The sequence below is a fragment of the Bradyrhizobium niftali genome (assembly GCF_004571025.1).
GTDB lineage: Bacteria > Pseudomonadota > Alphaproteobacteria > Rhizobiales > Xanthobacteraceae > Bradyrhizobium > Bradyrhizobium niftali.
The window spans coordinates 1-26,493 of sequence record NZ_SPQT01000053.1 but is presented as its reverse complement, the minus strand read 5'-3'; the positions used below and the strand labels follow the sequence as shown (position 1 = coordinate 26,493).

Sequence of the window (26,493 nt, the reverse complement as noted above, 5' to 3'; positions counted from 1 at the left end):
GCGCTCTCAAGCGCTGGCTCGCCGCGGATGACGTTTTCTGCCCACGCCCCCGCGACTGTTTCCGAGATGACCGGGAAATCGAAAGTAGTGGGGTTCAGAATCGAGCCGAGCCTCGGCGCGGCAGGCGCTGGACCCCTTTCGAGATTTAGAATTCCGAGGGAGCCTTGGGTGTTTGATGTCATAGGCCGAGAATAGCGTTGTCTGAAGCTGAATTTCCGCAAGAAGCAGGAATACGCGGCTGGATTCCTGCATCTATCTCACAAAACGCGTGCCCTTGTGTGCCGACCTCTGAAGAACGACCCAATTGGGCCGTGGCCACGCTTTCATACTGCCTCGTTTCGGCTGCGTCGAGTCGGAAGCGGTGCAGAGGGAGGCGATCCACTTCAGCATGTCGCGATTTCGTACCGCCATTGCTGAGTCCGGATGACAAGCGGCGCAACACCGCGCCGATTCATTGCGTAGAAAGTTTGATCAGTTCCTCTTCGGTGCGCTGGCAACGGATGTCGGCGCCCTTCGACAGGCGGCGCAGCGGCGTCGGTTCGACATCGCACCGGCCGGGGATGCGCGCGGAGCAGCGCTCGAAGAAGCTGCAGGCCTCTCCTCGCCCGAGCCGGGCGGCGCCGGCAGACGGCTCCTTCAGCAACGTCTCGCTCATGGCCTCGAGCCAGCCCATGCGCAGCTCCGGCACCGAGGAGATCAGAAGATCAGAATAAGGATGCAGCGGGCGGCTTTGCAAGGCGCTGCGGCTGCCGTGCTCCATCATCTGGCCGGCATAGAGGATCATCACCTCGTCGCATATGGCTTTGACCGTCGAGAGGTCGTGGCTGATAAAGAGATAGGCGACGCCGAGCTCGCGCTGCAACTCCGCGAGGAGGTCGAGGATGGCCGCGCCGACCACGGTGTCGAGCGCCGAAGTGACCTCGTCGCAAAGGATCACCGAGGGCTTCGCCGCGAGGGCTCGCGCGAGATTGACGCGCTGCTTCTGCCCGCCTGACAGCTCACCCGGAAGGCGGTCGGCCATGCTCGCTGGCATGCGTACCATCTCTAGGAGCTCAGCGACGCGGCGCCGCTGCTTGTCGCCAGAAAGGCCATGATAGAATTCGAGTGGCCGCCCGAGGATGCGGGCGATCGTGCGCGCGGGGTTGAGCGCAGTATCAGCCATCTGGAACACGATCTGAATGCGGCGCAACTGGTCGCGTGTGCGCGCGGTCGCGCTCCGCGGCAGCGGCGCGCCGTTGAGCAGCACCTCACCTTGTGCGGCCGGGAGAAGGCCGGCGATGACACGGGCGAGCGTGCTCTTGCCACAGCCCGATTCACCGATGACGCCGAGCGTCGTGCCGTGCTTGATTGACAGACCGATGTCCCTGAGCACCGGTACCGCGGGAATGCCGGCCCGGTCGACAGCGCCATAGCCAGCGATGACGCCTCTTACCTCGAGCACCGGCGGTGCGGAGGTCCCCTGCAGCGCCTCGGCGCTCGCCGACCGCACCTGGGGCTTGGCGGCAGCGATCAGGCTCTTGGTGTAGTCGTTCTTGGGCGCGGTGAGGATGCGCCCGGTCGAATCGACCTCGCGGATCGCGCCGTCGCGTAGCACGATGATGCGGTCGGCCATCTGCGCCACCACGGCGAGATCGTGCGTGACGTAGACGGCGGTCGTGCCGCGCTCCTTGATGGCCTTCTTGAAGACCCGCAACACCTCGATCTGCGTCGTGACGTCGAGCGCGGTCGTCGGCTCGTCGAAGATGATCAGCTTCGGGTCGGTGACGAGCGCCATCGCCGCGAGCAGGCGCTGCAGCTGGCCGCCCGAGACCTGGTGCGGATAGCGCTCGCCGACCTTGTCCGGACTAGGCAGCACGAGCTCGCGGAACAGCGAAACCGCCTTCGCCTGGGCGGTCGCGACCGGCATGACACGGTGGATCTGCGAGCTCTCGATCACCTGGGTGAGGAGCGGCCGTGCCGGATTGAACGAGGCAGCCGCGCTCTGCGGCACATAGGCGATATCGCGCCCGCGCAGGCTCGAGAGCTCGCGCTCGCTCATCGACAGGACCTCGCGCCCATCGAAGGTGACCTTGCCATAGGCAATGCGCGCGCCGGACCGGGCATAGCCCATCAGCGACAACGCGATGGTGGTCTTGCCGGAGCCCGACTCGCCAATGAGAGCAACCACTTCGCCAGGATGAACCTCAAAGCTCACATCCTTGACGATGACGTTCTCGCGCCCGCGCTCATCGCGAGCGGTAACGCGCAGGTTCTCGACCTTGACCAGCGGCGCCATTCAGTGCTCTCCGCTCGAGGACCAGCGGCCCGGCAGGTTGTCGATCAGGAGGTTGACGCCGATCGTCAGTGTCGCGATCGCGATCGCCGGCATGACGACGGCGAGGGCACCGTCAGCAAGACCGTTGATGTTCTCGCGCACAAGCGAGCCCCAATCTGCGTTCGGCGGCTGCACGCCGAGGCCGAGGAAGGAGAGGCTCGACAGCAGCAGTACCGCGAAGACGAAGCGCAGGCCGAAATCGGTCAGCACGGGACCTGCGATGTTCGGCAGGATCTCCTCTCGGATCAGATATCCGGTCCCCTCCCCGCGGGCGCGCGCAACCTTTACGAAATCGAGCGCGGCCACGTTTACCGCGAGCGCGCGCCAGATGCGGAAGGCGCCGGGCGTACAGATGACGGCGACCGTGCCAATCAGCACCGGAATCGAGGAGCCGAGCGCAGCGATGACGACGAGCGCGGACATCTTGCTCGGGATTGAGATGAGCGCATCGAAGAAGCGGCTGAGCGCCATGTCGATCGAGCCGCGCGAAACCGCCGCGAGCATGCCGAGTGTGCCGCCCATCAGAATGGCGAGGAAGGTCGCCGCAGCCGCGACGCCGATCGAATATCGGGCGCCGACGAGAATGCGGCTCAGGACGTCGCGCCCAAGATAGTCGCTGCCGAGGGGAAGCGCCCAGCTCGCCTGGCCAAACACGTCGTCATCGACCAAGGCACCGACATCGTGGGGTGCAATATAGGGGCCGATAATCGCCATCAGCACCCAAATTCCGACAATGGCAGCGCCGATAATGCCGGCGAGCGGCACGCGCAGGCGGCGCCGCGGCGCAGGCGGCGCTTCGATAGCCGTGATCATCGGATCGGCGTTCATCAATAACGAAGCCTCGGGTTCGAGAGGACGCTCGCGACATCCGCGAGCATCGCCAGGAAGAGATAGGCCGTGCAGTAGATCATCGCGCAGGCCTGGACCAGCGGCATGTCGCGGGTCGAGACCGCATCGACCAGTAGGCGGGCGAGACCGGGATAATTGAAGATGATCTCGACAACGATGGCGCCGCCGAGAAGGTAAGATAGGCTGAGCGCGACCGCGTTCGCAATCGGACCAATTGCGTTCGGCAGAGCGTGGGTCAGGACGACGCGCATCGGCCGAGCGCCCTTCAGCACCGCCATCTCGACATAGGACGAGCGCAAGGTGTCAATTACGGCGGCGCGCGTCATGCGCATCATCTGCGCGATCATGACGCAGCTCAACGTCAAGACGGGGAGCGCGAACAGCCGGAAAAACTGGTCGAGCGACACGATTCCCGCTGCATAGGATAGCGCGGGGAACCAGCGCAGGTGCACAGCGAAGATGATTACCAGCAGAGTTGCGATCAGGAATTCCGGCACGGCGACGACCGACATCGTGAGAAAGTTCGCAACGCGATCGTAGATACGTCCGCGCCAGATCGCCGAGGTGACGCCGAGGACGAGCGCGACCGGTACGCACACGAGCGCCGTGACCGAGGCGAGTATCAGCGAGTTCGGCAGGCGGCTGGAGATGAGTTCCGCAACCGGCAGGTTGTTGACGAGCGAACGTCCGGGATCGCCAGTCAAAAGCCGGCCGAGCCAGCGGAAATAACGGATATAAGCTGGCTGATCGAGATGTAGTGCCGCCCGCAGGCCCGCGACCGCCTCGGGCGTCGCACTCTGCCCGAGCAAGGTCTGCGCAACGTCGCCAGGCAGGATCTCGGTACCTACGAACACCGCCACCGAGACGAAGCCGAGCGTCAGGATCGCTGCCGCGATCCTGCTCGCGAGGAGATGGACCAGAGGCGGATTCATGGCCGTCCTTCCGGCTGCGTGACGTGCACTCTGCTCGAGGCTGTCATTACGACGGTCACTGGTCGAGCCAGATGCTTTCGGCGAAGTTGCAGCCCATAAGGCCATAGGTTGGGATAGACCGCAGGCCTTTCAAGTGGCTGGCGTGTCCGTCGAGATAGCTCGCGAACACGGGGATGCAAACGCCACAGTTGTCGCGCACAAGGCGCTGCATTGCACCGTACATCTCGCGGCGCTTGCTGATGTCCGTCTCGCTGCGAGCCTCGAGCAGTAGAGAATCGAAACGCTCGTTGCGCCAAGCGCTCACGTTATAGGCCGCATCGGACTTGTAGTTGAGCGTGAACGCTAGATCGGCGGTTGGTTTCGGAGTGGTGCTGGTGAAGAAGATCGGATGCTTCCTCCACTCATTTGACCAATAACCATCGGCTGGCACGCGCCGGATCTCGAAGTTGAGATTGATTTGGCGGCCAGCCTGCTGCAGGAGCTGCGCTATGTCCTCGGAGTTGAACGCCGCCGGCGAAACAACGATCGGGAAGGTCTGGCCGGCAAAACCGGAGCGCTGGAGGTGGAACCGGGCTTTGTCTAGGTCGAAAGGTCGCTGCGGTAGGCTTGCATCATAGAACGGGTTCGTCGGGTCGATCGGCTGATCGTTGCCGATGACCGCATAGTTCCGGTAGACGGCACGGCGGATCTGCTCGCGGTTCAGCATGTGCTTTACCGCCAGCACGAAGTCCAGGTTCGAGCCGGGGGTTAGGTCGAGGCGCAGGTCGAGGTCATGGTAGGCGCCGGCCCTGGTCTCGAAGAGACTGACCTTCGGGGCCGAGGAAATGCGCTGCGCCGAACTCGGGCTGATCCCGCTGATGAGCTGGACGTCACCCGAGAGCAGTGCGTTGACTCGCGCCGGCTCGTCGGGGATGCCGAAGAGCTCGATCTCATCGAGATAGGGCTTGCCAGGCTTGAAGTACTCGCTGTTCCGCACGGCGATCGAACGCACGCCTGGGCGGAACTCCTTGCATTTGTAGGGGCCGGTGCCGTTCGCGACGCGGAAGTCGGTCGCGCCATCCTTAACGATCATGAAATGCCACTCGCCGAAGATGACGGGCAGGTCGGCATTCGGGGCATCCAAGAGGATGCGGACCTCGTGTGGCCCGGTCGCGACGATCTCCTGCATCTGCGCAGCGAGGACGCGCACGCCCGAACCGACCGCCGGATCCTTGTGGCGGCTTAGCGAGTAGACGACATCGGCGGAGGTAAGCGGCGAACCGTCGTGGAAGCGCACGTCGCGGCGCAGCTTGATGTTCCACACCGTCGCCCGCTCACTGGGCGTGATCTCCTCGGCAAGATCGAGTTGCACCGCGAAAGCCTCATTGATTGTGGTGAGGCCATTATAGAACGTGGTGATGCGCGAATAATCAGTTTGGTTAATACCCTTGGGCGGATCGAGCGTGTCGGCGGTCGAATTGTTAGTGGTCGCAACTTTGACCTTGCCACCACGGCGCGGCGCTTGCGCATACGCGGTCTCGGCAAAGGTCGCGATTGGACTTGCCGCCGCCGCCGACATACCAGCGGCGATCAGCATGCTGATGACATCTCGGCGCGAAGCGCCGCGCCGGAACGCATCCTTGAGGCGCAGCGTATTGGCGCCGGCCATTTCCACCTTCTCAATCTCATCTTTGTTTCGCATTGCTGACTCCCCCGCTGCACTGCACTGAATGCCTGAGCTGCCGAGGCCGACTCAAGCTGTCGATCACATCATTGCGCGCTTCGAAGGATGACACAGAGACTTGGAGGTTTACGTTGAAGTACGCACATTGAACGCAGCAAATTGAAGATTGAAGGTACATTAATGCAGTTTTTCGTCGGCGCGGACTTACAAACGTGCGTCTCGCATGGCTTCGATACTGCGCTCTGTTTCCGGACTCGAGTTTCGGACGGGGAAGTTCGCCCGACCGAGAAATCAGGCCAAGCGAGAGTATACCAAAAGGGCCGCCTTGATCAGCGAAGACGTTGCGGGGCGCGATTTGAGCGCTTCGTCATACACCCATCGATCAGTGCCACTCGAAGGACGGTAGCTTCTCACCGAGACCGGCAAACACCTAGCCCCATCTCGGAAAGCGCCGCTCGCGAATGCGGGTAAAAAGACCGCAAGCGGCCCGAGTTTGGAAGGAGAGGTTGCTCGCTAGGGGCCGTGCGCGGCGGCGGCTCCTGAAAGCCGAGGCCGTGGCTTTTCGCGACGGCGGCGCCTGTCAGAGGCCCGCGATGGACGTTCAGCCCGATTTCAACACCGAATTCTCGGTAAGCGCGGTAAGACCCTTCGCCGCAAGGAGGGCCATAGGGCAGCGCCTCACAGTTGATTGCGTGGCTCGAGGTGAGTGGCACGACGCCAAGCATATTTGTGACCCACTAGTTGACGATGTCGTCGACAATGTAGTCTGCCGATCATGCACGCGTCATCGCCCGTGAGGTTTCGTCGCAGCCGCCCTGATCGATGGCAACATCGACGATCATGGCGCCCGGGTTCATGTCCGAGAGCATAGCGCAGGTGATCAGCTTCGCGCCCGAGGCACCGGGAATGAGGGCGGCGCCGACGACAACTTCTGCCCTCGAACTCATCATCAATCGCTTCACTCATCGAGAAGCGCGTCCAGCGAATATGTCGTCGAGCGCGCGAAAGCTGGGATCGAACGATCGATGATCGTCACCTGCGCGCCGAGGTTGGCCGCCATACGCGCCGCATGGCGCCACCGACGACCCCGATCGCGACGACACTCGCAGCCAGAAGCACGCCGCCGAGGAGGCCGTGCCCACCGGCATGCTTACGCAACGCAAAACCCGCTGCCTCGATCGAGAGGCGGCCCGCAACTTCGTTCATGGGCGCGAGCAGCGGCAGGGTAAGCGGTTCGGTGACCGTCTCATACGCGATAGCCGTGCGGTCCGGCTCGATGAGCCCGCGTGTCTGCGCGGGATCGGGGACAAGGTATAGATATGTAAAGAGGATTTCGCCTTCGCGCAGCAGAACCCATTCGGAGAGTTGCGGCTCCTTGCCCGTGATGATCATGCCAGCGCTAACGACGCCCAAGTCCTAAGGACGGCTCTTTCCCAGCAGTAACTCTTGTCAAACGTTCAGCTGTCGCGATCACCAGATCCATATCTACGGTCCCGCAACAGGCCTCTACGATCTGCCCCCGTAGCTGGAGCGAGCACAAGACCTCGCTGCTAAGTCGTAACCCATCGACTATCGTTCAGCGCGGCGCCGACGACAGAATCACAACGGCATTTTGGAGGCGCCGCTTAGAGAGACTGACAAACTGCGAACTTGCGTGCCGAAGCGCTTGGAAGGTCACTTGAACGCCCCATTCTGTGGTCTGAAGAAATTCATTGCGTTCAAGATATGACGAATCTAAATATATTTGCGCTGCTGTTCCTCAGGTTTAGCAGGATTTCTGCAAGGGGGCGCCGCCTCGAGAGGAAACTCACCGCGAGACCCAAGAGAGGGACTATGGATTATGATCGGATAGACGCCCGTATCCTAGAGATCGTACAGAAGAACAACCGTCTGACCTCCGATGTAATTGGAGAAATGGCCGGGCTTTCTGCCACCGCGTGTCAACGACGGCTGAAGAGACTCCGCTCCGAGGGAATCATTGAAGCCGATGTCTCGATCGTTTCGGCTAAGGCGGTCGGAAGGCCTATTCAGATGCTTGTGCTGGTGAGCCTAGAGCGAGAGCGTTCAGACATCATCGACAAATTCAAGAAGGCCATTAAGTCCTCAGTTGAGGTCGTCAATGGATTTTACGTCACTGGCGATGCTGATTTCCTCCTCTACATTACCGCCTGTACCATGGAGGATTATGAACAGTTCACGCGGCGGTTCTTTTATGAGAACTCGGACATCAAGGGGTTTAAAACCATGGTCATAATGGACCGCGTGAAGACGGGCTTTGCCATTCCAATTGAGCCTCCGTCCGAAGATTGACGCGAGGGGTCACCTTTCCCTGATTCCATCTCGTGCAGTTTTTCATCGCTCATCCGTATACAACGCCAGAAACCATCGCCTCGATGCTCTACTCTACCCTTCTTGAGGAGTTTCTTTTCTGAGATTGTTTTTCGAAGCAAGTTCAGCTTCACCAATATGGCATCTCAATCAATCACGTGACTCATCCACTCTGACGAGACGATGCAAAAAACAAGGACCCGACCGAAGTTCATCTGCAGTTCGGCTGGCGAGCTCGCTCATCTTGCTCTGGCGGATCGTGACAGCAAGATCGATGTTGACCGCCTTGCACAAGCGGCATCAACTCCGAGGTCGAGATCGCGGCGAGTAGAATATGGCTGAGGTGGCTGAGCTTGCCAGGGGTGTGGCATGTCTTGGCGCCGTCGCCATGTCGCAACAATTGGCAGGCCAATGGGTCACTCGTTAACGCTTGCTCTTACGGGACGAGAGTCGGGTTGTCGCGCGCCTGCTGGGCACGATCACCTTGCAGGGATACCTTGGCGTGGCAGCGAGTAAGGCTTGCGCCCTCAAGCAGCGCAGATCAAATGGGACGTCTAGCCGTTTGCCAGCGCCAAGCTTTTTACACCCTTCACTGTCGGATCAGTTGAATCATCGGAGACGCAGAGATGACAAGCTCGTGCAAACCTCAGATGATTTGCGCAGATAGTGTCATCGCACCGCTCCGCCATCTCGCTTTTCGGCGCATCTGGTTCGCGAGCGTGCTCGCCAATTTAGGTGCCCTGATTCGGAGCGTCGGCGCGGCTTGGGCGATGACTCAGATGACATCGTCGGCCGACAAGGTCGCGCTGGTGCAGACCGCCCTGATGTTGCCGGTCATGCTAATCTCAATGCCGGCCGGTGCGATCGCGGACATGTACGACCGACGTATCGTGTCGCTGGTTTCGGTTGGTATCGCGCTCGCCGGCGCTACGGCCCTGGCGACATTAGCTTGGCTTGGCCAGATCACGCCGAACTTGTTGCTGGCATTGTGCTTCGTGGTTGGAAGCGGCATGGCACTGATGGATTCGGCGTGGCAATCCTCAGTCCGCGAGCAAGTTCCGTTGGAAGCACTTCCGGCGGCAGTGGCGCTGAACAGCATCAGCTACAACATTGCACGAAGCGTGGGTCCGGCCATCGGCGGCATCGTGGTCGCAACGGCGGGCGCTGTAGCTGCATTCGCGCTCAACGCGATGCTCTATTTTCCGCTGATCGGCGCGCTGTTCCTATGGAAACGCGTTTCTGAACCAAGTCGTCTGCCGCCTGAAAGCCTTAGCCGCGCTATCGTTTCAGGTGTGCGCTATATCATCAATTCACCATCGATCAAGATCGTCCTAGTTCGCTCCATGGCGACAGGCATAATCGGCGGCGGATTCATCGCGCTCATGCCCCTTGTAGCTCGCGACGTGCTGCATGGTGGCGCACAGACATATGGCATGATGCTAAGCGCTTTTGGACTTGGCGCAGTGATCGGTGCGCTCAATATCACCGAGGTGCGCAAGCGCATGAGCGGCGAGGCGGCAACGCGCGCCTGCGCGCTGTCGATGGGTGGGGCGATTACCGCAGTAGCGCTGAGCGGCGAGCCGGTATTGACGGCGGTTGCGCTATTCCTCGCAGGCGTCGTGTGGATGATTACGTGGGCGCTGTTTAACATTGGGGTGCAGTTGGCGGCGCCGCGCTGGGTCGCGGGCCGTTCGCTTGCCGCCTACCAAGCGGCGGGATCTGGTGGGATTGCCATCGGCAGTTGGGCCTTGGGCTATCTGGCTGATGTCACCGGTGTGCAAACAACTCTCCTGATCTCGGCCGGTCTAATGCTGGCCTCACCGGTCTTGGGGCTCTGGCTGCGCATGCCGGGCATCAGCTCTCGTGAGCAAGACGCCGAAATGCTGGCCGATCCGGAAGTTCGGCTTGAACTTTCTGGGCGTAGTGGGCCGCTTGTGGTCGAAATTGAATATCGCGTAGCGCGGGATAATGCGCGGGCCTTTCACAACGTGATGCAGGACGTGCAGCTGTACCGCCAGCGCAATGGCGCTTATGGCTGGTCTATTGCGCGCGACATCGCCGACCCCGAACTTTGGACTGAACGCTATCACTGCCCCACGTGGCTAGATTATCTGCGACAGCGCAACCGCTCGACGCAGTCAGAGCGCGCCCTAGACAGACAGGCTGAGGCTTTTCACATCGGCCCCGAGTCCGTACGCGTCCGCCGTATGCTGGAGCGCCCGTTCGGGTCGGTGCGGCGGAACGACGATGAGCCTGATCGCGCTGCGAAGGACGTCGTGTGCATGGTCAAGGGCTGATCGGAGTTGATGAGCTAGCGGAAGCGGGGCCGGGTTGGCAAACTCTGAGCAAAGGTAAGGTCGACCTAACCACGTGGTGCCCCTGATCAGGCACGAGTGCCACTCGTTCGGATCGCCGGTCAAGTTCGTCAAGACGCAAATCGTGCCGCAGATTCTCTCTCGTCAAGACCGCCATCAGCAACGCTGGCCCAACGCTCCCCGGTGTTCATGCCGCGGTCGGCGCGCTTCATCGCTGCCCGAGGCCCGCGCGGCTTCACCGCGTCAATCCTCGAACTGCCCTGCGTGTGCCACGGCTCGGCCCCGAACCATTCGCGCAGCTGTGGCGTGGTTTGAGGAGCGGCGTCCCGCTCCCTCTTTCCACGGTAAGCCTCCGGGGCCGTCTTCCCGGATTGTGCTTGAGTGTGAGATTATTTGCTCATTAATTCGCAAGCAAATGAGCAAACGTGACGACGGTTACGGTTCTTTCCGGTCCTGAGCGGCGACGGCGGTGGACGAGTGCCGAGAAGCTTCGGATCGTGGAGGAGAGTCTGGCGCCTGGGGCCAGTGTTGTCGAGGTTGCTCGACGACATGACGTTCACCGCAATTTGGTGACGGCTTGGCGGCGGCAGCGCGGACGGGCGTCCTCGCTTGCGGGCCCGAGCCGATGCAGCGGCAGGATGACGAGGTCCGTTTTGCGGCAGTCTCCATTGCGCCAGACCGGCAACCGTTGACGGCGCCCTCGGGAAGCTGCGGTGCGATCGAGATTGAGTTCGCGGCCGGGGCTCGGATGCGGATCACCAGTGCGGTTGACGCGGCGACGCTGAGCGCCGTCGTGGCGGCGCTGACGATGGACGGCCGCGATGATACCGTTGCCGGCCGGCGTGCGGGTATGGCTCGCGACCGGCTATACCGACATGCGGAAGGGCTTTCCATCGTGGCATTTGCCGGGCCGCGGCGGCGATACAAGGTCTGATCCTATGGGAGGGCTCGCACGGTATGATGCCAATTCCCCAGTTCAATCACTTAGAAAACTTGACAGATGCCTGGCTCTCACCTGATGACGTGAAGGCCCTGTCCGATTTCTGGGATACTCACTTGAAAATCCGAGAAGTGGTCGGAAGATGATTCGTTTGCAGCCGACATTGATGGAGACGCACCGAAAGAGTGGCCACCTCATTACCGGCTCCGATTCGGAGTGTCTCGACAAACGACTCAGTGTCCAAACAGGAACGCCGCCCGCCGCCGGTCTTCGAGGCTAAGAACGTAATGCGCAAACGCGGCATTCTCTTCGAGGGAGTGGTCCAGGACTGTTCCGAGCAGGTCGAGGTTGCATTCCTGCTGAGGGTCAAGGTTCTCCCGCCACAGGACAGGGTCGTCGAGCTCGGTGTCCTGAATGAAGGATAACAGCTTTCCCAGCACTCCAGTGATGACGTCCGATGTCTGAATGCCAGGCTCGTCGTCGGATATGGCGAAGCGATAGTTGGCCAATGCGTGCTCGCCGTTCGTGAACGTTTGCGCTGAAATATAGGACTTCACGACCTCCTCCACATCCAAGACGTGTTCGCAGTTCTTGAACAGGCAGATCCGATGATGAAGAATATTCCAAATCCATCGATCAGCACGTTGGCGTCTCGTCCTCCAAAAGAGTCGCGATTTTTCGCGATCTCCAGCACACCCTTGAGCATCATTAGTTAAAATGAGAAAGCATAATCTGCCGATATTCCAGAAGGTCGAGAAGTTCTGCAACAAAAGCCGATCGACGCTCACGCCCGACGCTCGGATAAGAATAGCGCTGAAAGAGGTCGATCGTACCGCTCTGGTCGTGCCGGAGAATGGTGTAAAGGTCGTTCTTTAGTTCGACTTGGCCATCAGGAGCGCGTGGCTGCCGCGTTCTGCCAAAATGGAGTCGATCACATCGACGACGGCCCAATAAAGCGGATCGAGTGCAAAATAATGAATGAGCGACCCGGCGTCCGATGACCCAGCGAAAGAACACCTCAAGCTTTGCGGCGGCCAAGAGATCGGCAAACCCGCCAGTAGCAACATGCTTGAGCTTGATCTCCTTTGCGGTCTTCTGGATCCGCAGCGCTGCTTGCAGACCATCAAGGTCTGGTTGACGGGCCCGCCCGTGATGGGCAACGCCACCAACGACAAAGCACGCCCACAGCGGATTCCGACGAAGTCGCCCGGGTGTACCGATTTGAAGTCGCCCGGGGATTCCGAGACGATGTCGCCCACCTCTCGATTTGATCTCGCCCGGGGGCGAGGCGTTCTGGCCGGTTGGTTCTCTGGCATCGGTCAAGCCGCGTGGTCAATCTGGAATCGGGGCTTGAATCTGTTTTTCCTCTGCTGCGGTTGCTGTGATGGGGTGGACGCCCCTCGACGGCATCGATGTGCCAAAGTGAAGGGTGTTGAACCGTCACAAATGAGGAAGCGTCCATGAACGAAGTTAGCACGATTGGACTAGACTTGGCGAAACATGTTTTTCAGGCACATGGCGCAGACGCTAGCGGCGGTGTTGTTTTCCGCAAACAGCTGCGTCGTGACAAAGTGCTGGGTTTCTTTGCCCAGCAGCCTGCGTGCCTGGCAGCGATGGAAGCCTGCGGCAGCGCTCATTACTGGGCTCGTGAGCTTGGCAAGCTGGGTCACACCGTGCGTCTGATTCCACCGTCCTATGTAAAGCCGTTTGTTAAGCGTCAGAAAAACGATATGGCCGATGCAGAAGCGATTTGCGAAGCGGCCCGACGCCCCACCATGCGCTTTGCCGCCGTGAAGAGTGAGGACCAGCAGGCGAGCGCGGTCGTGTTTCGCGCTCGCGATCTTTTGGTCCGGCAACGTACTCAGATCATAAACGCGTTGCGAGGTCACCTCGCCGAATACGGCCTGGTCGTTGCAAAGGCAACGTCCAATGTCGCCGCGCTGCGATATTGAGATCGCGCGACGAGCCCGAGAAGAGGAAGTTGCCCGGCGGCTTATGACGGTTCCTGGCATCGGCCCAATCACGGCGACAGCTCTGATGGCGCTAGCGCCTGACCCTGAAAACTTCAAACGTGGCCGGGATTTCGCCGCGTGGTTGGGGTTGACGCCGCTGCAACGTTCCACTGGTGGGAAACAGAAGCTCGGCCAAATATCGAAAATGGGTGAGCGAACACTACGGCGTCTCCTCATCATCGGGGCGAGTGCGGTGGTGAAGCTGGCTCGCCGACGCGGTGCATCGCAAGGGAGATGGCTGGAGCGCATGCTCGCTCGTAAGCCGCCCATGCTTGTCGCGGTGGCTCTTGCCAACAAGATGGCCCGTACCGTTTGGGCTTTGATGGTCAACGGTGGGGTCTACAAAGCTCCGGTCGCAGCGGCTTAATCGCTAATCCGCCCGACCAGAGGTCGTCGAGGAGGTAGGAAGGTCAAACGGAAGGTACGGCGCAACAGTCGATGAGACGGGGTCAGGAAAACCAGTACATGCCCAGGTGCTTCCAAGTACGCCGCTGTGATTTGGACCTGATCCGCGAACTCCCATACGGGCCCGCGACATATGACGGTCGCAATAAAGGCCGGACAGATGTCAGCACCCGACTACGCGCAACACCTGATCGAAAGATTCTTCTTGCATCCACCGGGGCGTCCACAGATGGGCATGTGGGCAACGCCTTGGCGTTGTCCAAGCGAAGCGGCATGTCCACAGCGCCACGGGCTCAGGCCTTTCGGGCGGATTGCCGGGTTCGACGCAAGCTTTCGCCAGAGAGATCTAGCCGATGGGCGTTGTGGACGAGGCGATCGAGGATGGCGTCGGCGTAGGTGGGGTCGCCGATGAGCGCGTGCCACTGTTCGACCGGGAGTTGGCTGGTGACGAGGGTGGAGCGGCGGCCGTAGCGATCCTCCAGGATCTCCAAGAGGTCGTGGCGGGCGCCGGCATCGAGCGGGGCCAAGCCCCAGTCGTCGAGGATGAGCAGATCGACGCGGCCGAGCGCGCGCGGCAGGCGCGGATGGCGGCCGTCGCCGCGGGCGAGCGCCAGGTCATCGAACAGACGCGGGACGCGCTGGTAAAGGACAGAGCGATTGTCGCGGCAGGCCTTGTGGCCGAGCGCCGAGGCAATCCAGCTCTTGCCGACGCCGGCCGGACCGCAGATCAGCAGGTTGGCGTGGTCGTCGATCCAGCGGCCCTCGACGAGGCTGGCGAAGAGCGCGCGATCGAGACCGCGCGGGTTGCGGTAGTCGACATCCTCGACACAAGCCTGCTGGCGCAGCTTGGCGTGACGCAGGCGGGCGGCGAGCCGCTTGTCGTGACGCAGCGAGACTTCGCGTTCGAGCAGCAGCGCGAGCCATTCGGCGTGACCGAGGCTCGCGGCCTCGCCGGTGGCCTCGATGTCGACAAAGGCTTTGGCCATGCCGTGCAGGCCGAGCGCGTTGAGCCGGTCGAAGGTCGGATGGGTGAGCAAGGGATCATCTCCTAATTGTAGTAGCGCGGTCCGCGGATGTTGGAGTGCAGGATCGGCAGGTCGTCCGCGGAACGCTGGGGGGCAGGACGCCGATCGAGGTTGTTGGCGAGGATCGATCTGACCGAGCCATAGGTGCGCGCGCCGATGTCGATCGCCCGCGCGGCTGCCGCGTCCAGGCGCTCGCGTCCGTAGGACGCGGCGAGCCTGAGGATGCCGAGACAGGCGCGGAACCCCTGCTCGGGGTGCGAGCGCTCGTCGAGAATGAAGTCGCACAATGCGCCGGTCGCCGGGCCGATCGCGGCGGCGTCCTGACGGATGCGCACGATGGTCCAGCCGGCATAGCGGCGATGGCTGGCCATATGCTCCGGCACGGTGGTGTGCTTGTGATTGCCACTCATGCGCTGATGCGCGGCAATCCGCTCGCCCTTGTGGAGGATCTCGACGGTGCGGGCGGTGAACCGCACCTCGACCTCGGCACGCGCGAAGCGATGTGGAACGCTGTAGTAATGCTTCTCCACCTCGACGTGGTAGTCGAGGCTGACGCGGCGGATACGCCACTCGGCGAGCACGTAGGGGCTCGCCGGCAACGGCTTGAGCGCCGGCCGGTCGACCTCCTCGAGTAGCCGGCGGCGCGTCACGCCGAGCCGCCGGATCGGCCGCTCCTCGTTGAGCCTGGTGAGCAACTCGCCGATCGCCGCGTTGACCTCGGCGAGGCTGTAGAAGACACGGTGGCGCAGGCGGCCGAGCAGCCAGCGCTCGACGATGAGGACAGCCTGCTCGACCTTGGCCTTGTCGCGCGGCTTGCGTGGTCGCGCCGGCAAGACGGCCGTGCCGTAATGCGCCGCCATCTCCGCATAGGTGCGATTGATCTGCGGGTCGTAGAGGCTCGCCTTGATGACCGCGACCTTGGTATTGTCAGGCACCAAGAGCGCCGGCACGCCGTCGATCGCCGCCAAGGTGCCGACGTGGGCGCTGATCCAGTCAGCAAGCCCCTGCGTCCACGTCGCCTGCGCATAGGTGAAGTTCGAGGCGCCAAGCACGGCGACGAAGACCTGCGCCGTCCTCCGCTCGCCAGTGAGGCGATCGACCACCACCGGCACGCCGTCGCCCGCGTAGTCGACGAACAGTTTGTCGCCGGCCGCGTGCGACTGGCGCATCGTCACCGACAGGCGCCCCTCCCAGGCGCGGTAGAGCTCGCAGAAGCGCTAGTACCGGTATCCGCCGGGCTCGGCGGCAATGTACTCCTCCCACAGGATCGACAGCGTCACGTGCTCACGCTTGAGCTCGCGGTGCACCGCCGCCCAGTCGGGCTCGGCGATGCGGCGGTGACCCTGCCGGTTGCCGTTGCCGGTCTTGGCGAACAGGCGGGCCTCCAGGGCCGCGTCCGTGAGTTCGTCGGGCAACGGCCAACTCAGGCCTGCTGCCTCGAACCGCCGGATGGTCAACCGCACTGTCGAGGGCGCCGCGCCCATCCGCCGCGCAATCTCGCGGCTCGGCAGCCCAGCCGCCTTCATCCTGATCACATCGCGCACACGGCGCATCGCAAGCCTCTCCGTCGGCATCCAGGGTCCCCCTTCGCAAAGCCGAAAGGACGGACCCTATGGGAGCCAGAAGAGGCCGCGTCACCCGGGCGACATCATCCCGGAATGCCGGGCGAGATCGTCTCTGAACGGGTGGGCGACTTCAAATCGGAATGGTGGGCGAGATCATCTCGGAACGATGGGCGACATCGAGCGGAATCCGCACTGCACTCGACCAATCCGCTCGAACGGGTCAACGGCGAGATCAAGCGGCGGACCGAAGTGGTCGGCATCTTTCCCAACGAGGACGCCATCACCCGCCTGGTCGGCGCCATCCTGCTCGAACAGAACGATGAATGGGCAGTCCAGCGTGGACGCTACATGACACTGGAAACGATCGCGCCGTTGGGCGATGATCCCGCCGTCAGCTTCCCGGCAATCGCCAGCTGACGGATCCGGCCCATGCCGGCGAACGTGGTGACCGAAACTCAGCTACACCACGCCACGGGGCACGATCGGTGAGCTCGCGCAAAGCGGTGCTCATGTCCGTCAACGGCCCGGATACCGGGTCAAAGGCTTTTCGCATCAGTGTGGTGCCGATATCTTTTTTGTTGGCAGGCCCGCTGCGTCCCGCACGGACTTCGACTGCCTTCATCGCCTCCAACACCTCGGTATCGAGTTTTCCCCTGTGGTAGAGCGCCCACACATCTTCTCGAGTCTTCAGGTGCAACGAATCCCTGGCTAAGCGGCGGCCGCTGAGGGAGCGAGCCGGATCGGACTATTCGGCAAGTTTGAGAGCGCGGCGGCTCAGCACGCGAAGCGTATGTGGTTCATCGTAGCCGGGGTGCGGGATTAGCAGAGCGGCGCCTTCGAGCCAGTACCAAGCCTCCCGGATGGCCCTGGTGAGTTCGCCTCGCTTGTTCGCCGGATAGGCCGCCTGGCGCATTGGTCGGCCCCAGCGCCGAATTCGTGAATGTACCGACCTCCAACTGACGCATGTGGTCGGGCCAGCGCGCAAGCACCTGAAGGAGGCGCAAGCCCAATTCATCCGGCTCGAGGGCTAGCACGACATCAGCATCAGAGAGCAGATCAGCAAATTTCATGGCAGAGGCTCTGATGGACTCAGTCGCGCCGTGATACTGCCTAGCCTTTGTCGCGCCAGTCCCGCCCCTGCAGGTTGAGTCCACATGCAAGCGGCGAACGCCATCTTAGGGACGGAACGATTTGGGGAAGCATGGCCCAGCCAACACTGGATCAGGTGCCAAGGCACAAGGCAGGATAGCGGTATCTGTCCTCCGAACTCTGCGCCGATTCACACTTGCTCGTCAACTTCTCGGCATAGTTAGTGATTCGTCCCATTTGTACGCCACAGCTACCCAGTAGCATACCTGCGCTGTAGATTTCTTTCGCACGGGAGAGGTCCAAGGTTCGATCCCTTGTGCGCCCACCATTTTCCGCTCAAGTTCAACAGGTTGTCGTCTGCGTTCCCCAATTGACGATACGTTAGAAGACCCCCTCCATCCGGACGCCGAGCTACCAACCCGTCGTTAGTTGAAAATGACCCTGAAGCTAGGATAGCCTTGCGAGGATTTCCTGCGCCGTGAAGCCGCTTCTCGGTGAAATTCACCTCAAGGTGGGGTCCGATGATGCAATACGATCGGATAGATGCTCGCATCCTCGAGATCGTGCAAAAAAACAACCGCGTAACTTCCGAGGAGGTTGGAGAACTAGCCGGGCTTTCTGCGACCGCATGTCAGCGCCGACTCAAAAGGCTTCGTTCTGACGGTATCATCGAGGCCGACATATCGATCGTTTCGCCGAAGGCGGTAGGTAGACCTATTCAAATGCTTGTGCTTGTGAGCCTCGAGCGGGAGCGCGCAGACATAATCGACAAATTCAAGAAGGCCGTTAAATCGTCGGTTGAAGTCGTCAACGGCTTCTATGTCACCGGCGATGCGGACTTTGTCCTATACGTTACCGCCCGCACCATGGAGGATTATGAGGAGTTCACCCGCAAATTTTTCTACGTGAATCCCGACATAAAAGGATTCAAGACGATGGTCGTGTTGGATCGCATAAAGGCCGGCTTTGCCGTACCAGTCGAGACTCCCGCGGAGGATGACCGCTGATTCAGTGCACTGCGAATCGCTACGTTATCTTTCTTCGCGAGCGCCATAACGCGCAAGTCCGTCACCCCACCACGGTCGAGGGCCGCAAGGCCGAAGCGCAGAGGTGGCCACGACAAAGCAATCGCTTGTATCAACGCTTGTCGGAGTCTGGCGCGGGGGGCACCGGCGCGCCCCCGACCGAGATCGGCCCTTTCGGTTTAGAGGGCTGGATCACTCTCTTTACAGGCCTCAAAACCGGATGAGGTGCTGGTGGCGAAGGAGTCGGGGCAAAGTCGTGGCAACGGGTAAATTCTGCAAACACACAATCTTCGCAGTCAGCGCCTCGATCTGATCCGCCATCCGTCTCAAATCGGCCTGCTGCGCACCGATATTGCGATTGAGCTCTGCCATTTCGTCAATCGCTTGCCGTTGCCCCGATCGAATCTCCGAGAGAGCTTCCCTATCTTCAGGTGACAAGCTTGGCACAGAGACAGGTTCATGCGTCGATGACGTCGCGAAAACACTTTCGATGTTAGTCCAATAATAAGCTGCCCCGGCGCACAGACCGATGGAGACGGCCACGAGCGCGAGAATCTAAGAGAAACGTCTTGGAGATTTGGGCAAGACGGGTGGTAACTCTGAGGCGTTCGCGTCATCAATCACATCCATCATCCCCCAGCTTGTCATTCTCATTCCTGTTGGCTTGTCTCGCTGACCGGACATGGAGCAAGGGTCAAGAGCGCGGGCGCCGATAGCATCGTTTTACGCAACTTTGTCGTCGCTCAGTCTCACTTCAATGCGTCGAGAACAGCCGCAGCGGGGCTGCTGGTCAGTCGTTCGGAAACTTTGGAGCCAGGACGTGAGACCACCGTGCGCTCGTTATGCTTCGCGTCGCTCGTTTGCGTTTCTTCAAAAGCAAGCCCTAGATGAGCGTGGAACCAGCGCCGCAATGCCTTAATCTCTTCTTGGGCAGATTGAATCTCCGGTATGATTTCCAGTGGGGCCTTGGGTTGAATTCGGCACGCGCGCGGTATATCTGCGCGGGGATTGCGGGTTGATTCATTCTGCTGCGTGACGTGCGATCGGCATCCAATGAACGTCTGCACGCCCATTCAGTGTGACAAGATCTGGCTCAGGAAAAGCTTCGTTCTTTCATGTCGTGGATTGGTGAAGAAGTCCTGGGGTTTGCCTTCTTCGACGATCCGACCCGAGTCCATGAAGAGCACTCGGTCCGCCACGGCGCGCGCAAAGCCCATTTCGTGCGTGACGCAAACCATAGTCATGCCGTCCCGCGCGAGACTCGTCATCGTCTCTAACACTTCAGCCACCATCTCTGGGTCGAGCGAAGACGTCGGTTCATCGAAGAGCATGACCGCAGGCTCCATGCACAGGGAGCGGGCGATTGCAACGCGCTGCTGCTGTCCTCCGGAGAGCCGAACCGGATATTTGTTCGCCTGTTCCGGAATACGCACTCGCTCCAGGAATCTCAGCGCTGTCTTTCTTGCCGCAGCCTCGGGCACGCCCTTGATCCACATCGGCCCAACCATGCAATTCATGAGCACGGTCATGTGGGGGAAGAGATTGAACTGCTGGAACACCATGCCGACATGCTTGCGCACTTCAGCCACGTTACGCATCCTGTTGTGCAACCTAATGCCATTCACGATGATCTCGCCTTCCTGATGGGCTTCGAGCCGATTGAAGCAGCGAATTAGGGTCGATTTCCCCGATCCAGAGGGGCCACAAATGACGATGCGTTCGCCCTTACCAACGGTGAGATTTATGTCGGTCAACACCCTGAAGGTGCCGTACCACTTTGAGACATCCTTCGCCTCGATAATTTTGTCGGCGATCACCGCGCTTTGCTCCTCGCGAAATGACGCTCGATCCGGGATTGTATCAGCTCGAGGCAAATCGACATGAGCCAATAGATGACTGCCGCGGTTATCAGCATCTCCATGTGATTGAAGGTGCTCTGGCCAAGTGTGCGAGCAAGGAACGTCAGCTCCCACACGCCGATAGCTGAGACGAGAGAACTGTCCTTCAACATCGCAATGAACATATTGCCCATCGGCGGAATGATTATGGGAAGCGCTTGCGGCAGGATGATCTTGCGCATGGTGAGGCTGAAACCGAAACCCATGGATCGCGAAGCCTCCCATTGGCCGCGGTCGATGCTCAGAATGCCCGAACGAAAGATTTCCGTCATGTATGCGCCGACGCACAGTGAAAGCGCCAAGACACCTGCGGGGACAGCGTCGATCAAAAACCCCAACTGCGGCAAGCCGAGATAGATCAGGTAGACCTGCATAAGGAGCGGCATGCCGCGAAAAAACGAGGTATAAAAGCTGGCGATCGCGTAGGCGAAGCCGTTGTTTGAAAGCTTTGCAACCGCAGCAACGATAGCGATGAGCGACGCGAAGAATATGGAAATCGCCGAAATGTAGATTGTCGTGACCAGCCCTTGCGTGATCAGGAAGGGAAGTTTTTCCCAAATAAACGGCAGGCTTAGATTAAATGTCGTGGAAAATGCGATAAAGAGAAGCAGCGTTTCCAGCCATACAACGGCGATTTGCACCTTGAGCGGAGCAAAACCGATGAGCACGACGTTAAGGCAAAAACTAACCGCAATGAAAAGGGCAATCGCGAAGCGGCCATAGAAGCCGCTTTGCAGTGGATCACCGATCACGGGCCGCATGAGTTCTCCCATAGCCGTGCCCGTCAGGTTGGATATCAAACAAAGCGCGAGCACGACCGCAAAGATCGAGACGACAAACCAAGGCTTATGGACGAGCACCTCGGATTCAACTGTATCAGGATATAGCATGAGTAGCCCTACCAAAGAGAACGGACCGGGTCACCCGGGCCGCCAGAGTTACGTGAGCCCTATTCTGCGATAGTCCTGTCGGCACCATACCACTTGTTCGACAGTTTGGAGAGTGTGCCGTCTTCCCTCATGCTCTTGAGGGCGGTTGCAAGCTTGCCGTCAAATTCTTTGTCACCATGTACAGTCGCCAGAACTGCCGGCGCGGAGAAAAGGCTGCCGCCGAGCTGTTTGATTGGGTAACCGGATCTGATCGCGGTGCGCACTTGCGAGTCCCCGGCGAGGACCGCATCAAGACGAGCGCCATCACCGAGGCGAAGGTCATCGAACGCCATATTGCTGCTTTCGTACGTTTTCACTTTGCCGGGGTTGAACTGATATTTCACTGGCGTAGCATCAAGCCAGTCCGGTGTTAGAATGTGATTGGCATAGGATTCAGTGGTCGTGTTTGCCGCGACACCGACGACCTTGCCATCGAGGTCCGAAATCTTCGTCGCCTTACTATCCTTGTGGACGGCAGCGACCGCCGACGCGTAGATGTACACAGCCGGAAAGCTGAAGGTTTCTGCACGCTTCTTGGTCGGCGTCATCTGACCCATGGCAAGATCCCAGCGGCCCTGCCAGTTGCCCGCGGTGATGATGTCCCAGCCCGGCGTTACAAATTGGACCTTCACGCCGAGGCGTTCACCGATGCCCTTAGCCACGTCCACATCAAAACCATCGAGCTCGTGCTTGTCGTTCAAAAATGACATCGGCGGCCAGTCCGCGCCGACCGCCACCTTCAGCGTCTTGGCGGCGAGAACACGATCGAGCACTGCACCCGCGTTGGCCGTCGAAGCCACCAAAGTAACTGCCAGCGCTACCGCAGCAGCTACCATTCTATTAAGTTTCGTCATGCGAGGTGTCTCCTCCGTATTTTCATTGGTACTGCGCCTAGAGGGGCCAGCCGACTACTCTGCTAAAAGCTGCACGATCCGAGCGGGAAACTGTTGGCCGGGTTAGGTGCTGTTTCGGCAGCCAGATCGCATGTGAGATGCTGGTCCCGTGCCTCTATTTACGTGACCCCTCCCGTTTGCCGGCCCTAGGGGCTTCTCAAAATTGGGTCACGTCTGACCGGCGGCAAACGTAATTACGTTTCAGTACGAATTCATGCAATGAGTGCTGGATCCGCGCTCAAATCATGCGTTTAGCCTACCTTTTTCGAACTATTTAGTCGTTCGCGGAAAAGTGCCTAAGCCGTTGAGCGGGTCTCGATTTTTGGCACCGCTGCGGTTTGCAAGCTTTGGGGCGTTGAGGCCTGTCATTCCGTGGTCGCAGCGGAGGGGAAAAGATGGACCGAAGAAGCCGGAGGCGAGGGGGAAAGGCAATCTGTTTTGCGCCAGGCTGACCAGATCATCAACTTGAAGCATGAGCTGGTGCAGCTTGGCCACGATCGACCGGGGCTTGGATCGATCGCGAGATCGCGCCGCTTTACAGCGACAAGGGCCCCGGGGATCGAAAGACGTTTCGTGATTGGACTACTGCTCAAGCAAATCTACGGCTTGTCCAACGAGAGCGTCTGCGAGCGCTGGGCCTACGACTGGGTATTTCCAGGACTTCACCGGCGAGGAGTTCTTCCAGCACGAGTTCCCGCACGAGCGTTCCGACTTCAGCCATTGGCGCAAGTGGCTCGGCAACGAACGGGAGCTCGTGCTGGCCGGGAGCTTAAGGGCGGCGCACGCGACCGGCGCGCTGCAGACGCGCGATCTCAAGCGGGTCACGGTGGACGCCACGGTTCAGCCGAAGGGCATGACCTTCCCGATCGCGCCAAGCTGGTCCATGCGGCGATCAAGGGGCTCAATCTCCTGGCCCGCAAATGCGGTGTGCGATTGCGACAGTCCTATCTGCGCATCGCCAAGCGCGCGGCGATGATGGCTTCTCGCTATGCCCATGCCAAGCAGTTCAAGCGGCATCAGCGGCAATTGCGCCTGCTGCGCAGCCGGCTCGGCCGGATCATCCGGGACGTCCGCCAGCCCGAGCTTGAGGCGGCACTTGAACGGCCGCTCGCCCGTGCTGGTCAGATCCGCTCCCAACAGCAGCACCAGCGCGGCTGGAAGCTCTATTCCATGCGCCAGTCGAGTGCGTCGGCAGGGGCAAGGCCTCAGCGCCTTATGAGTTCGGCGTCAAAGCCTCCATCGTCGCCACCAACGCTCGCGCCCCTGGCGGCCAGTTCGCGCTGCATGCTAAGGTGCTGCCAGGCAATCCCTATGACGGCCACACGCTCGCCGACATCATTGATGCCACTGAGAAGCTTACCGGCTGCGCGATCGAGCGCGCCTATGTCGACAAGGGCTGTTGCGGACAACGCATCAAATCCACACCGCGCCTTCATTCGGGCCAGAAGCGCGGCATCTTGTGTGATGAAACGCGAGCTCCGAGCAGATCCGCTATCGAGCCCGTGATCGGGCACATGAAGTGCGACGGACACCTCGGCCGCTGCTATCAAGGCCGCGACGGCGACGCCGCCAACGCCATCCTCTCCGCCGTCGGCCACAATCTCCGCCTGGTTCTCGCCTGGCTGAGGCTGCTGTTGCGCCTCATCCTGAATGTCTTATCGCAACCGCTCGCGATTCCGACGGCGCTCAAATGGGCTTCTTCACATGGCGTAATCGCGGCTGACGTCTTCTTGAGGACACGAGGGTCCGTAGGATGGGCCCCAGCCGTTATCGAAAGGGAGCAGCGCTATGAAGAAGCGCCGGATTTGCAAGATATTGTCGCGCCCCTACTCCTTGCTCAGTCCTGTTTGACCGAGCAAAGTGAAAAACTGGGATCGACAACTCCTCGCCAGGCGAAAAGCGACCAACTGTTCGGCGAATGATGACCGTTCCCGGTATCGGTCCTGACCGCTCTAGCCTTCGTCGTTACCATCGACAACCCCGCTCGCTTCAGACATTCCTCCGACTTGGCGCCTATCTCGGCCTGACGCCGAGACGTTATCAATCCGGTGAGATCGATCGCACTGGCCGCATCTCCAAGCGCGGCAACCAACAGGTTGGAACTTATCTGTTCGAGGCCGCGAACGTCCTGCTGACCGTTGTCAGGCGAGGTTCTGCGCTCAAACGCAGGGGCTGCAAGCTGGCCCCGGCGAAGGTTGCCGTCGCTCGCAAAATGGCTGTCATCCTCGATGCCATCTGGACCGATGGCACTCAGTTCCAGGCAGAGATGCGGGCGGCATGAACCAATCTTAAACCAACGCAGATCCGCCTTCGGCGGAACAGGCGTCCCTGCCGGGACGAAGGTGTTGGCAATCTCGAAGTCGTCCCTGCGGGCTTACGCACCGCGCCCTTCACATCGAGATACACACCTTAAACGCCATCATGCGGCGGCTCCTGGAGAGACGGGCGCGGAAGAACCATCAACCTGGCAGCAGATCACCTTTGTCTATCGGGGTTGACACCGTACCCGCGATTAAAGAACGGGACGCCTATTTAAGCTTTCCGCCAGCATCTCAAATACCGTCGCCGGCGAGATTCAGCGAAGCCTCTGCCCCGTCTTTGAAAGCATCCATTCGGCAGAGGCGTTCGGCATTGATCGTCGCCTGAATTGTGGTTGACCGCAATGGCCCAGTAGCTCACCATTGGACTTTGCCCTTACAGATCCGGGCATGCGGCGTTCCAGCACCCGGCTTTTCCCGAGAGTCACTCGCGTCATATCCGCGCCTGCGCCCATGTGCGAGTGATGCGTGGAGTTGGCAGGCGGAAGCCTGCCGTCAGGGTCTCGAACTCCGGCCAGCCCATGCGCCGAATTTTCTGGCTGCGCCATCTCAGATATCCTAGCCAAGTCCGACGCACTTTGAGCGCTGGATCATTGTGCGGCCTGTCAGTAGCCGTAGCGCCCGCTCAGAACGGCGGCGAGGTGCTGCATGGCCAGTGGCGCGTGCATGAGCCGCCAGGCGTCCTGGCGCAACGCCGTCAGCTTGCGCGTCAGGCGTTTCCCTTCTTGTGCTTCACGATCAACCGGCCGCCTCGGGTCCGCCCGCAGTAATAGGGGTGAGTTGGCCGGGGACTTTCACCGCCGGCTCGCAGGTAGGGTCGAGGACTGGCGCGCCGGCAGGCGGCTCGACCGTGCCACGTTCCACTCCCCTCCACGTCGCACGCAGCGTGCGGATTTGCCGCACTGCGCGCCCACATTTGCTCACTCGAAGGCTTATCGGACCTACCCTGCTGAGGCAACTTTCGATCCGTCGCGTCGCACTCGATAGCTGACGAACAGCCTTAGAGTGTCGTGCCGCCACTACTCCACTGTTCCCCGCCGAAGCCCTTTCGTTTCCGAGCTTGCGCCAGGTGGCGCCTGACTCCCAGAAACGCCAGGACGGTTCAGCCTTCCCCTTGACGTATAGTCTCCGCTTGCGATCCTGCAATCGATGTGAGCTGCTGCCGGTTTGATGGACACCGAGATTAGGTGTTTCATGAAGCCGGAGGTGGGCGATGGAGAGACGGAAGTTCAGTCGCGAGTTCAAGGTCGAGGCGGTCAAGCTGGTCCGGGAACGTGGGGTGTCGGGCGCAAGCCGCCGTGACCTGGACGTTCATAAGAATGTTCTCCGCAAATTGGTGAAGGAGTTCGGCTTCGACCCGGCGCAGGCGTTTCCCGGCCACGGGCAGATGAAGCCGGGGCAGCAGGAAATCGAGCGGCTGCGCCGTGAGGTCGCCAAGCTGAAGGCCGAGCGGGATATCCTAAAAAACTGTCCAGCGTCGTGGCGCGCCTGCGCGGGATAGAAACAGCCTTGTGCTATCCCTTGGCTCGGAGGGTAGCGGCCGTCAGCTTATTGGAGGCACTGTCCCCGTTAAAAAACGTGGTCCATGGGCGCATGCGGACTTGAGAGTGGTGACGCCGTTTCGGCGGCGATCCCGATTTAGGAAGATGACAAATTGGCATAGCCCAGACCCTCCAGCCCATCATCGGACGGAGAAGTTGCGATGCCTAAGAGGACAACCGGTGGCGGCCCGGACTTAAACCCGGTCAACCTCGGCGCGGCCGCTATCGATATCGGATCAAAGATGCACATGGCCGCGGTGAACCCGGCCTGCACCGACACGCCAGTGCGTGCATTCGGCACATTCACGCAAGACCTGCATGAGCTGGCGGACTGGTTCAAGACGTGCGGCGTGACCAGTGTCGCGATGGAATCCACTGGAGTCTATTGGATCCCAGTCTACGAGATCCTAGAACAGCGCGGGTTTGAGGTCATTCTGGTCAACGCGCGGTAC

22 protein-coding genes and 5 pseudogenes are annotated in these 26,493 nt (G+C 60.6%); 11 read left to right on the top strand and 16 right to left on the bottom strand.

The genetic code is table 11. The features are described 5' to 3' along the window. Positions 1-451 precede the first annotated feature (451 nt). The 6 genes from E4K65_RS44095 to E4K65_RS44070 form a co-directional block, all read right to left on the bottom strand. A complete protein-coding gene (locus E4K65_RS44095; RefSeq protein WP_135179414.1) occupies positions 452-2,275 on the bottom strand; it encodes an ABC transporter ATP-binding protein in 1,824 nt (607 codons plus the stop codon). Further along, positions 2,276-3,142, bottom strand: a complete 867-nt coding sequence (locus E4K65_RS44090; protein WP_167771646.1) for an ABC transporter permease — start codon at positions 3,140-3,142, stop codon at positions 2,276-2,278. Beyond that, complete coding sequence (locus E4K65_RS44085) at positions 3,142-4,095, bottom strand: ABC transporter permease (protein ID WP_135179413.1); 954 nt, start codon at positions 4,093-4,095, stop codon at positions 3,142-3,144. The genes E4K65_RS44090 and E4K65_RS44085 overlap by 1 nt, the downstream gene beginning before the upstream one ends. A 55-nt stretch (positions 4,096-4,150) precedes the next feature. Further along, a complete protein-coding gene (locus E4K65_RS44080; protein ID WP_135179412.1) occupies positions 4,151-5,776 on the bottom strand; it encodes an ABC transporter substrate-binding protein in 1,626 nt (541 codons plus the stop codon). A gap of 755 nt (positions 5,777-6,531) precedes the next feature. Next, positions 6,532-6,708: a hypothetical protein gene (locus tag E4K65_RS44075; protein ID WP_235886008.1), complete on the bottom strand. Its 177-nt coding sequence runs from the start codon at positions 6,706-6,708 to the stop codon at positions 6,532-6,534. Between the two features lie 82 nt (positions 6,709-6,790). Continuing rightward, the gene (locus E4K65_RS44070; RefSeq protein ID WP_135179410.1) at positions 6,791-7,150 is read right to left on the bottom strand and encodes a hypothetical protein; all 360 of its coding nucleotides are present in this window, start codon (positions 7,148-7,150) and stop codon (positions 6,791-6,793) included. A gap of 441 nt (positions 7,151-7,591) precedes the next feature. Here E4K65_RS44070 and E4K65_RS44065 point away from each other — a divergent pair, with 441 nt between their 5' ends. The 4 genes from E4K65_RS44065 (at position 7,592) to E4K65_RS49220 (ending at position 11,335) form a co-directional block, all read left to right on the top strand. Then, positions 7,592-8,068, top strand: a complete 477-nt coding sequence (locus E4K65_RS44065) for an Lrp/AsnC family transcriptional regulator (RefSeq protein WP_135179417.1) — start codon at positions 7,592-7,594, stop codon at positions 8,066-8,068. A gap of 644 nt (positions 8,069-8,712) precedes the next feature. Continuing rightward, positions 8,713-10,383, top strand: a complete 1,671-nt coding sequence (locus E4K65_RS44060; protein ID WP_135179409.1) for an MFS transporter — start codon at positions 8,713-8,715, stop codon at positions 10,381-10,383. A 443-nt stretch (positions 10,384-10,826) separates the two neighbouring features. Continuing rightward, positions 10,827-11,093: a transposase gene (locus tag E4K65_RS49225; RefSeq protein WP_135179408.1), complete on the top strand. Its 267-nt coding sequence runs from the start codon at positions 10,827-10,829 to the stop codon at positions 11,091-11,093. After that, positions 11,027-11,335, top strand: a complete 309-nt coding sequence (locus E4K65_RS49220) for a hypothetical protein (RefSeq protein ID WP_167771644.1) — start codon at positions 11,027-11,029, stop codon at positions 11,333-11,335. The genes E4K65_RS49225 and E4K65_RS49220 overlap by 67 nt, the downstream gene beginning before the upstream one ends. 239 nt (positions 11,336-11,574) lie before the next feature. Here E4K65_RS49220 and E4K65_RS44045 read toward each other — a convergent pair whose 3' ends face one another. Together E4K65_RS44045 and E4K65_RS44040 are read right to left on the bottom strand one after the other, a co-directional pair. After that, entirely contained in the window at positions 11,575-11,898 is a 324-nt protein-coding gene (locus E4K65_RS44045; RefSeq protein WP_135179406.1) for a hypothetical protein, read from the bottom strand. 151 nt (positions 11,899-12,049) lie between these two features. Continuing rightward, positions 12,050-12,664 (bottom strand): hypothetical protein, encoded by a 615-nt coding sequence (locus tag E4K65_RS44040; RefSeq protein WP_135179405.1) that lies wholly within the window; start codon positions 12,662-12,664, stop codon positions 12,050-12,052. A 137-nt stretch (positions 12,665-12,801) separates the two neighbouring features. Here E4K65_RS44040 and E4K65_RS44035 point away from each other — a divergent pair. Further along, a pseudogene (locus E4K65_RS44035) lies at positions 12,802-13,720 on the top strand (IS110 family RNA-guided transposase). A 331-nt stretch (positions 13,721-14,051) separates the two neighbouring features. Here E4K65_RS44035 and istB read toward each other — a convergent pair. After that, positions 14,052-14,795, bottom strand: coding sequence for an IS21-like element helper ATPase IstB (gene istB / locus E4K65_RS44030; RefSeq protein ID WP_135179404.1), 744 nt, complete (start codon positions 14,793-14,795; stop codon positions 14,052-14,054). An 11-nt stretch (positions 14,796-14,806) separates the two neighbouring features. Next, a pseudogene (gene istA / locus E4K65_RS44025) lies at positions 14,807-16,357 on the bottom strand (IS21 family transposase). A gap of 165 nt (positions 16,358-16,522) precedes the next feature. Between istA and E4K65_RS44020 the strand changes: the two are divergent. Then, a pseudogene (locus E4K65_RS44020) lies at positions 16,523-16,765 on the top strand (transposase); the annotation flags it as partial. Here E4K65_RS44020 and E4K65_RS50130 read toward each other — a convergent pair. After that, positions 16,740-17,045 (bottom strand): TIGR02391 family protein, encoded by a 306-nt coding sequence (locus tag E4K65_RS50130; protein ID WP_430649058.1) that lies wholly within the window; start codon positions 17,043-17,045, stop codon positions 16,740-16,742. The pseudogene E4K65_RS44020 and the gene E4K65_RS50130 sit on opposite strands and share 26 nt — an antisense overlap. 916 nt (positions 17,046-17,961) lie before the next feature. On the opposite strand from E4K65_RS50130, the gene E4K65_RS44015 reads away from it, so the two are divergent. Continuing rightward, a complete protein-coding gene (locus E4K65_RS44015; protein ID WP_135179416.1) occupies positions 17,962-18,444 on the top strand; it encodes an Lrp/AsnC family transcriptional regulator in 483 nt (160 codons plus the stop codon). A 228-nt stretch (positions 18,445-18,672) separates the two neighbouring features. On the opposite strand, the gene E4K65_RS49215 is transcribed toward E4K65_RS44015, so the two are convergent. The 5 genes from E4K65_RS49215 to E4K65_RS43990 form a co-directional block, all read right to left on the bottom strand. Further along, positions 18,673-18,834, bottom strand: coding sequence for a hypothetical protein (locus E4K65_RS49215; RefSeq protein ID WP_235886005.1), 162 nt, complete (start codon positions 18,832-18,834; stop codon positions 18,673-18,675). 377 nt (positions 18,835-19,211) lie between these two features. Then, entirely contained in the window at positions 19,212-19,529 is a 318-nt protein-coding gene (locus E4K65_RS44005) for a hypothetical protein (protein ID WP_135179403.1), read from the bottom strand. A gap of 6 nt (positions 19,530-19,535) precedes the next feature. Next, a complete protein-coding gene (locus E4K65_RS44000; protein WP_283813933.1) occupies positions 19,536-20,279 on the bottom strand; it encodes an amino acid ABC transporter ATP-binding protein in 744 nt (247 codons plus the stop codon). Continuing rightward, positions 20,276-21,250 (bottom strand): amino acid ABC transporter permease, encoded by a 975-nt coding sequence (locus tag E4K65_RS43995; RefSeq protein ID WP_135179402.1) that lies wholly within the window; start codon positions 21,248-21,250, stop codon positions 20,276-20,278. The genes E4K65_RS44000 and E4K65_RS43995 overlap by 4 nt, the downstream gene beginning before the upstream one ends. A gap of 59 nt (positions 21,251-21,309) precedes the next feature. Then, entirely contained in the window at positions 21,310-22,143 is an 834-nt protein-coding gene (locus E4K65_RS43990; protein WP_135179401.1) for a transporter substrate-binding domain-containing protein, read from the bottom strand. Between the two features lie 406 nt (positions 22,144-22,549). Here E4K65_RS43990 and E4K65_RS43985 point away from each other — a divergent pair. The 4 genes and pseudogenes from E4K65_RS43985 to E4K65_RS43960 all read left to right on the top strand — a co-directional run. Beyond that, positions 22,550-23,882, top strand: a pseudogene (locus E4K65_RS43985) (IS5 family transposase); the annotation flags it as partial. A 218-nt stretch (positions 23,883-24,100) separates the two neighbouring features. Further along, positions 24,101-24,463: a transposase gene (locus E4K65_RS43980; RefSeq protein WP_135179400.1), complete on the top strand. Its 363-nt coding sequence runs from the start codon at positions 24,101-24,103 to the stop codon at positions 24,461-24,463. Positions 24,464-25,713: 1,250 nt separating this feature from the next. Further along, a pseudogene (locus E4K65_RS43965) lies at positions 25,714-25,965 on the top strand (transposase); the annotation flags it as partial. Positions 25,966-26,202: 237 nt separating this feature from the next. Further along, positions 26,203-26,493: IS110 family transposase (locus E4K65_RS43960; protein ID WP_167771645.1), on the top strand; the 291-nt coding region annotated here is incomplete at its 3' end.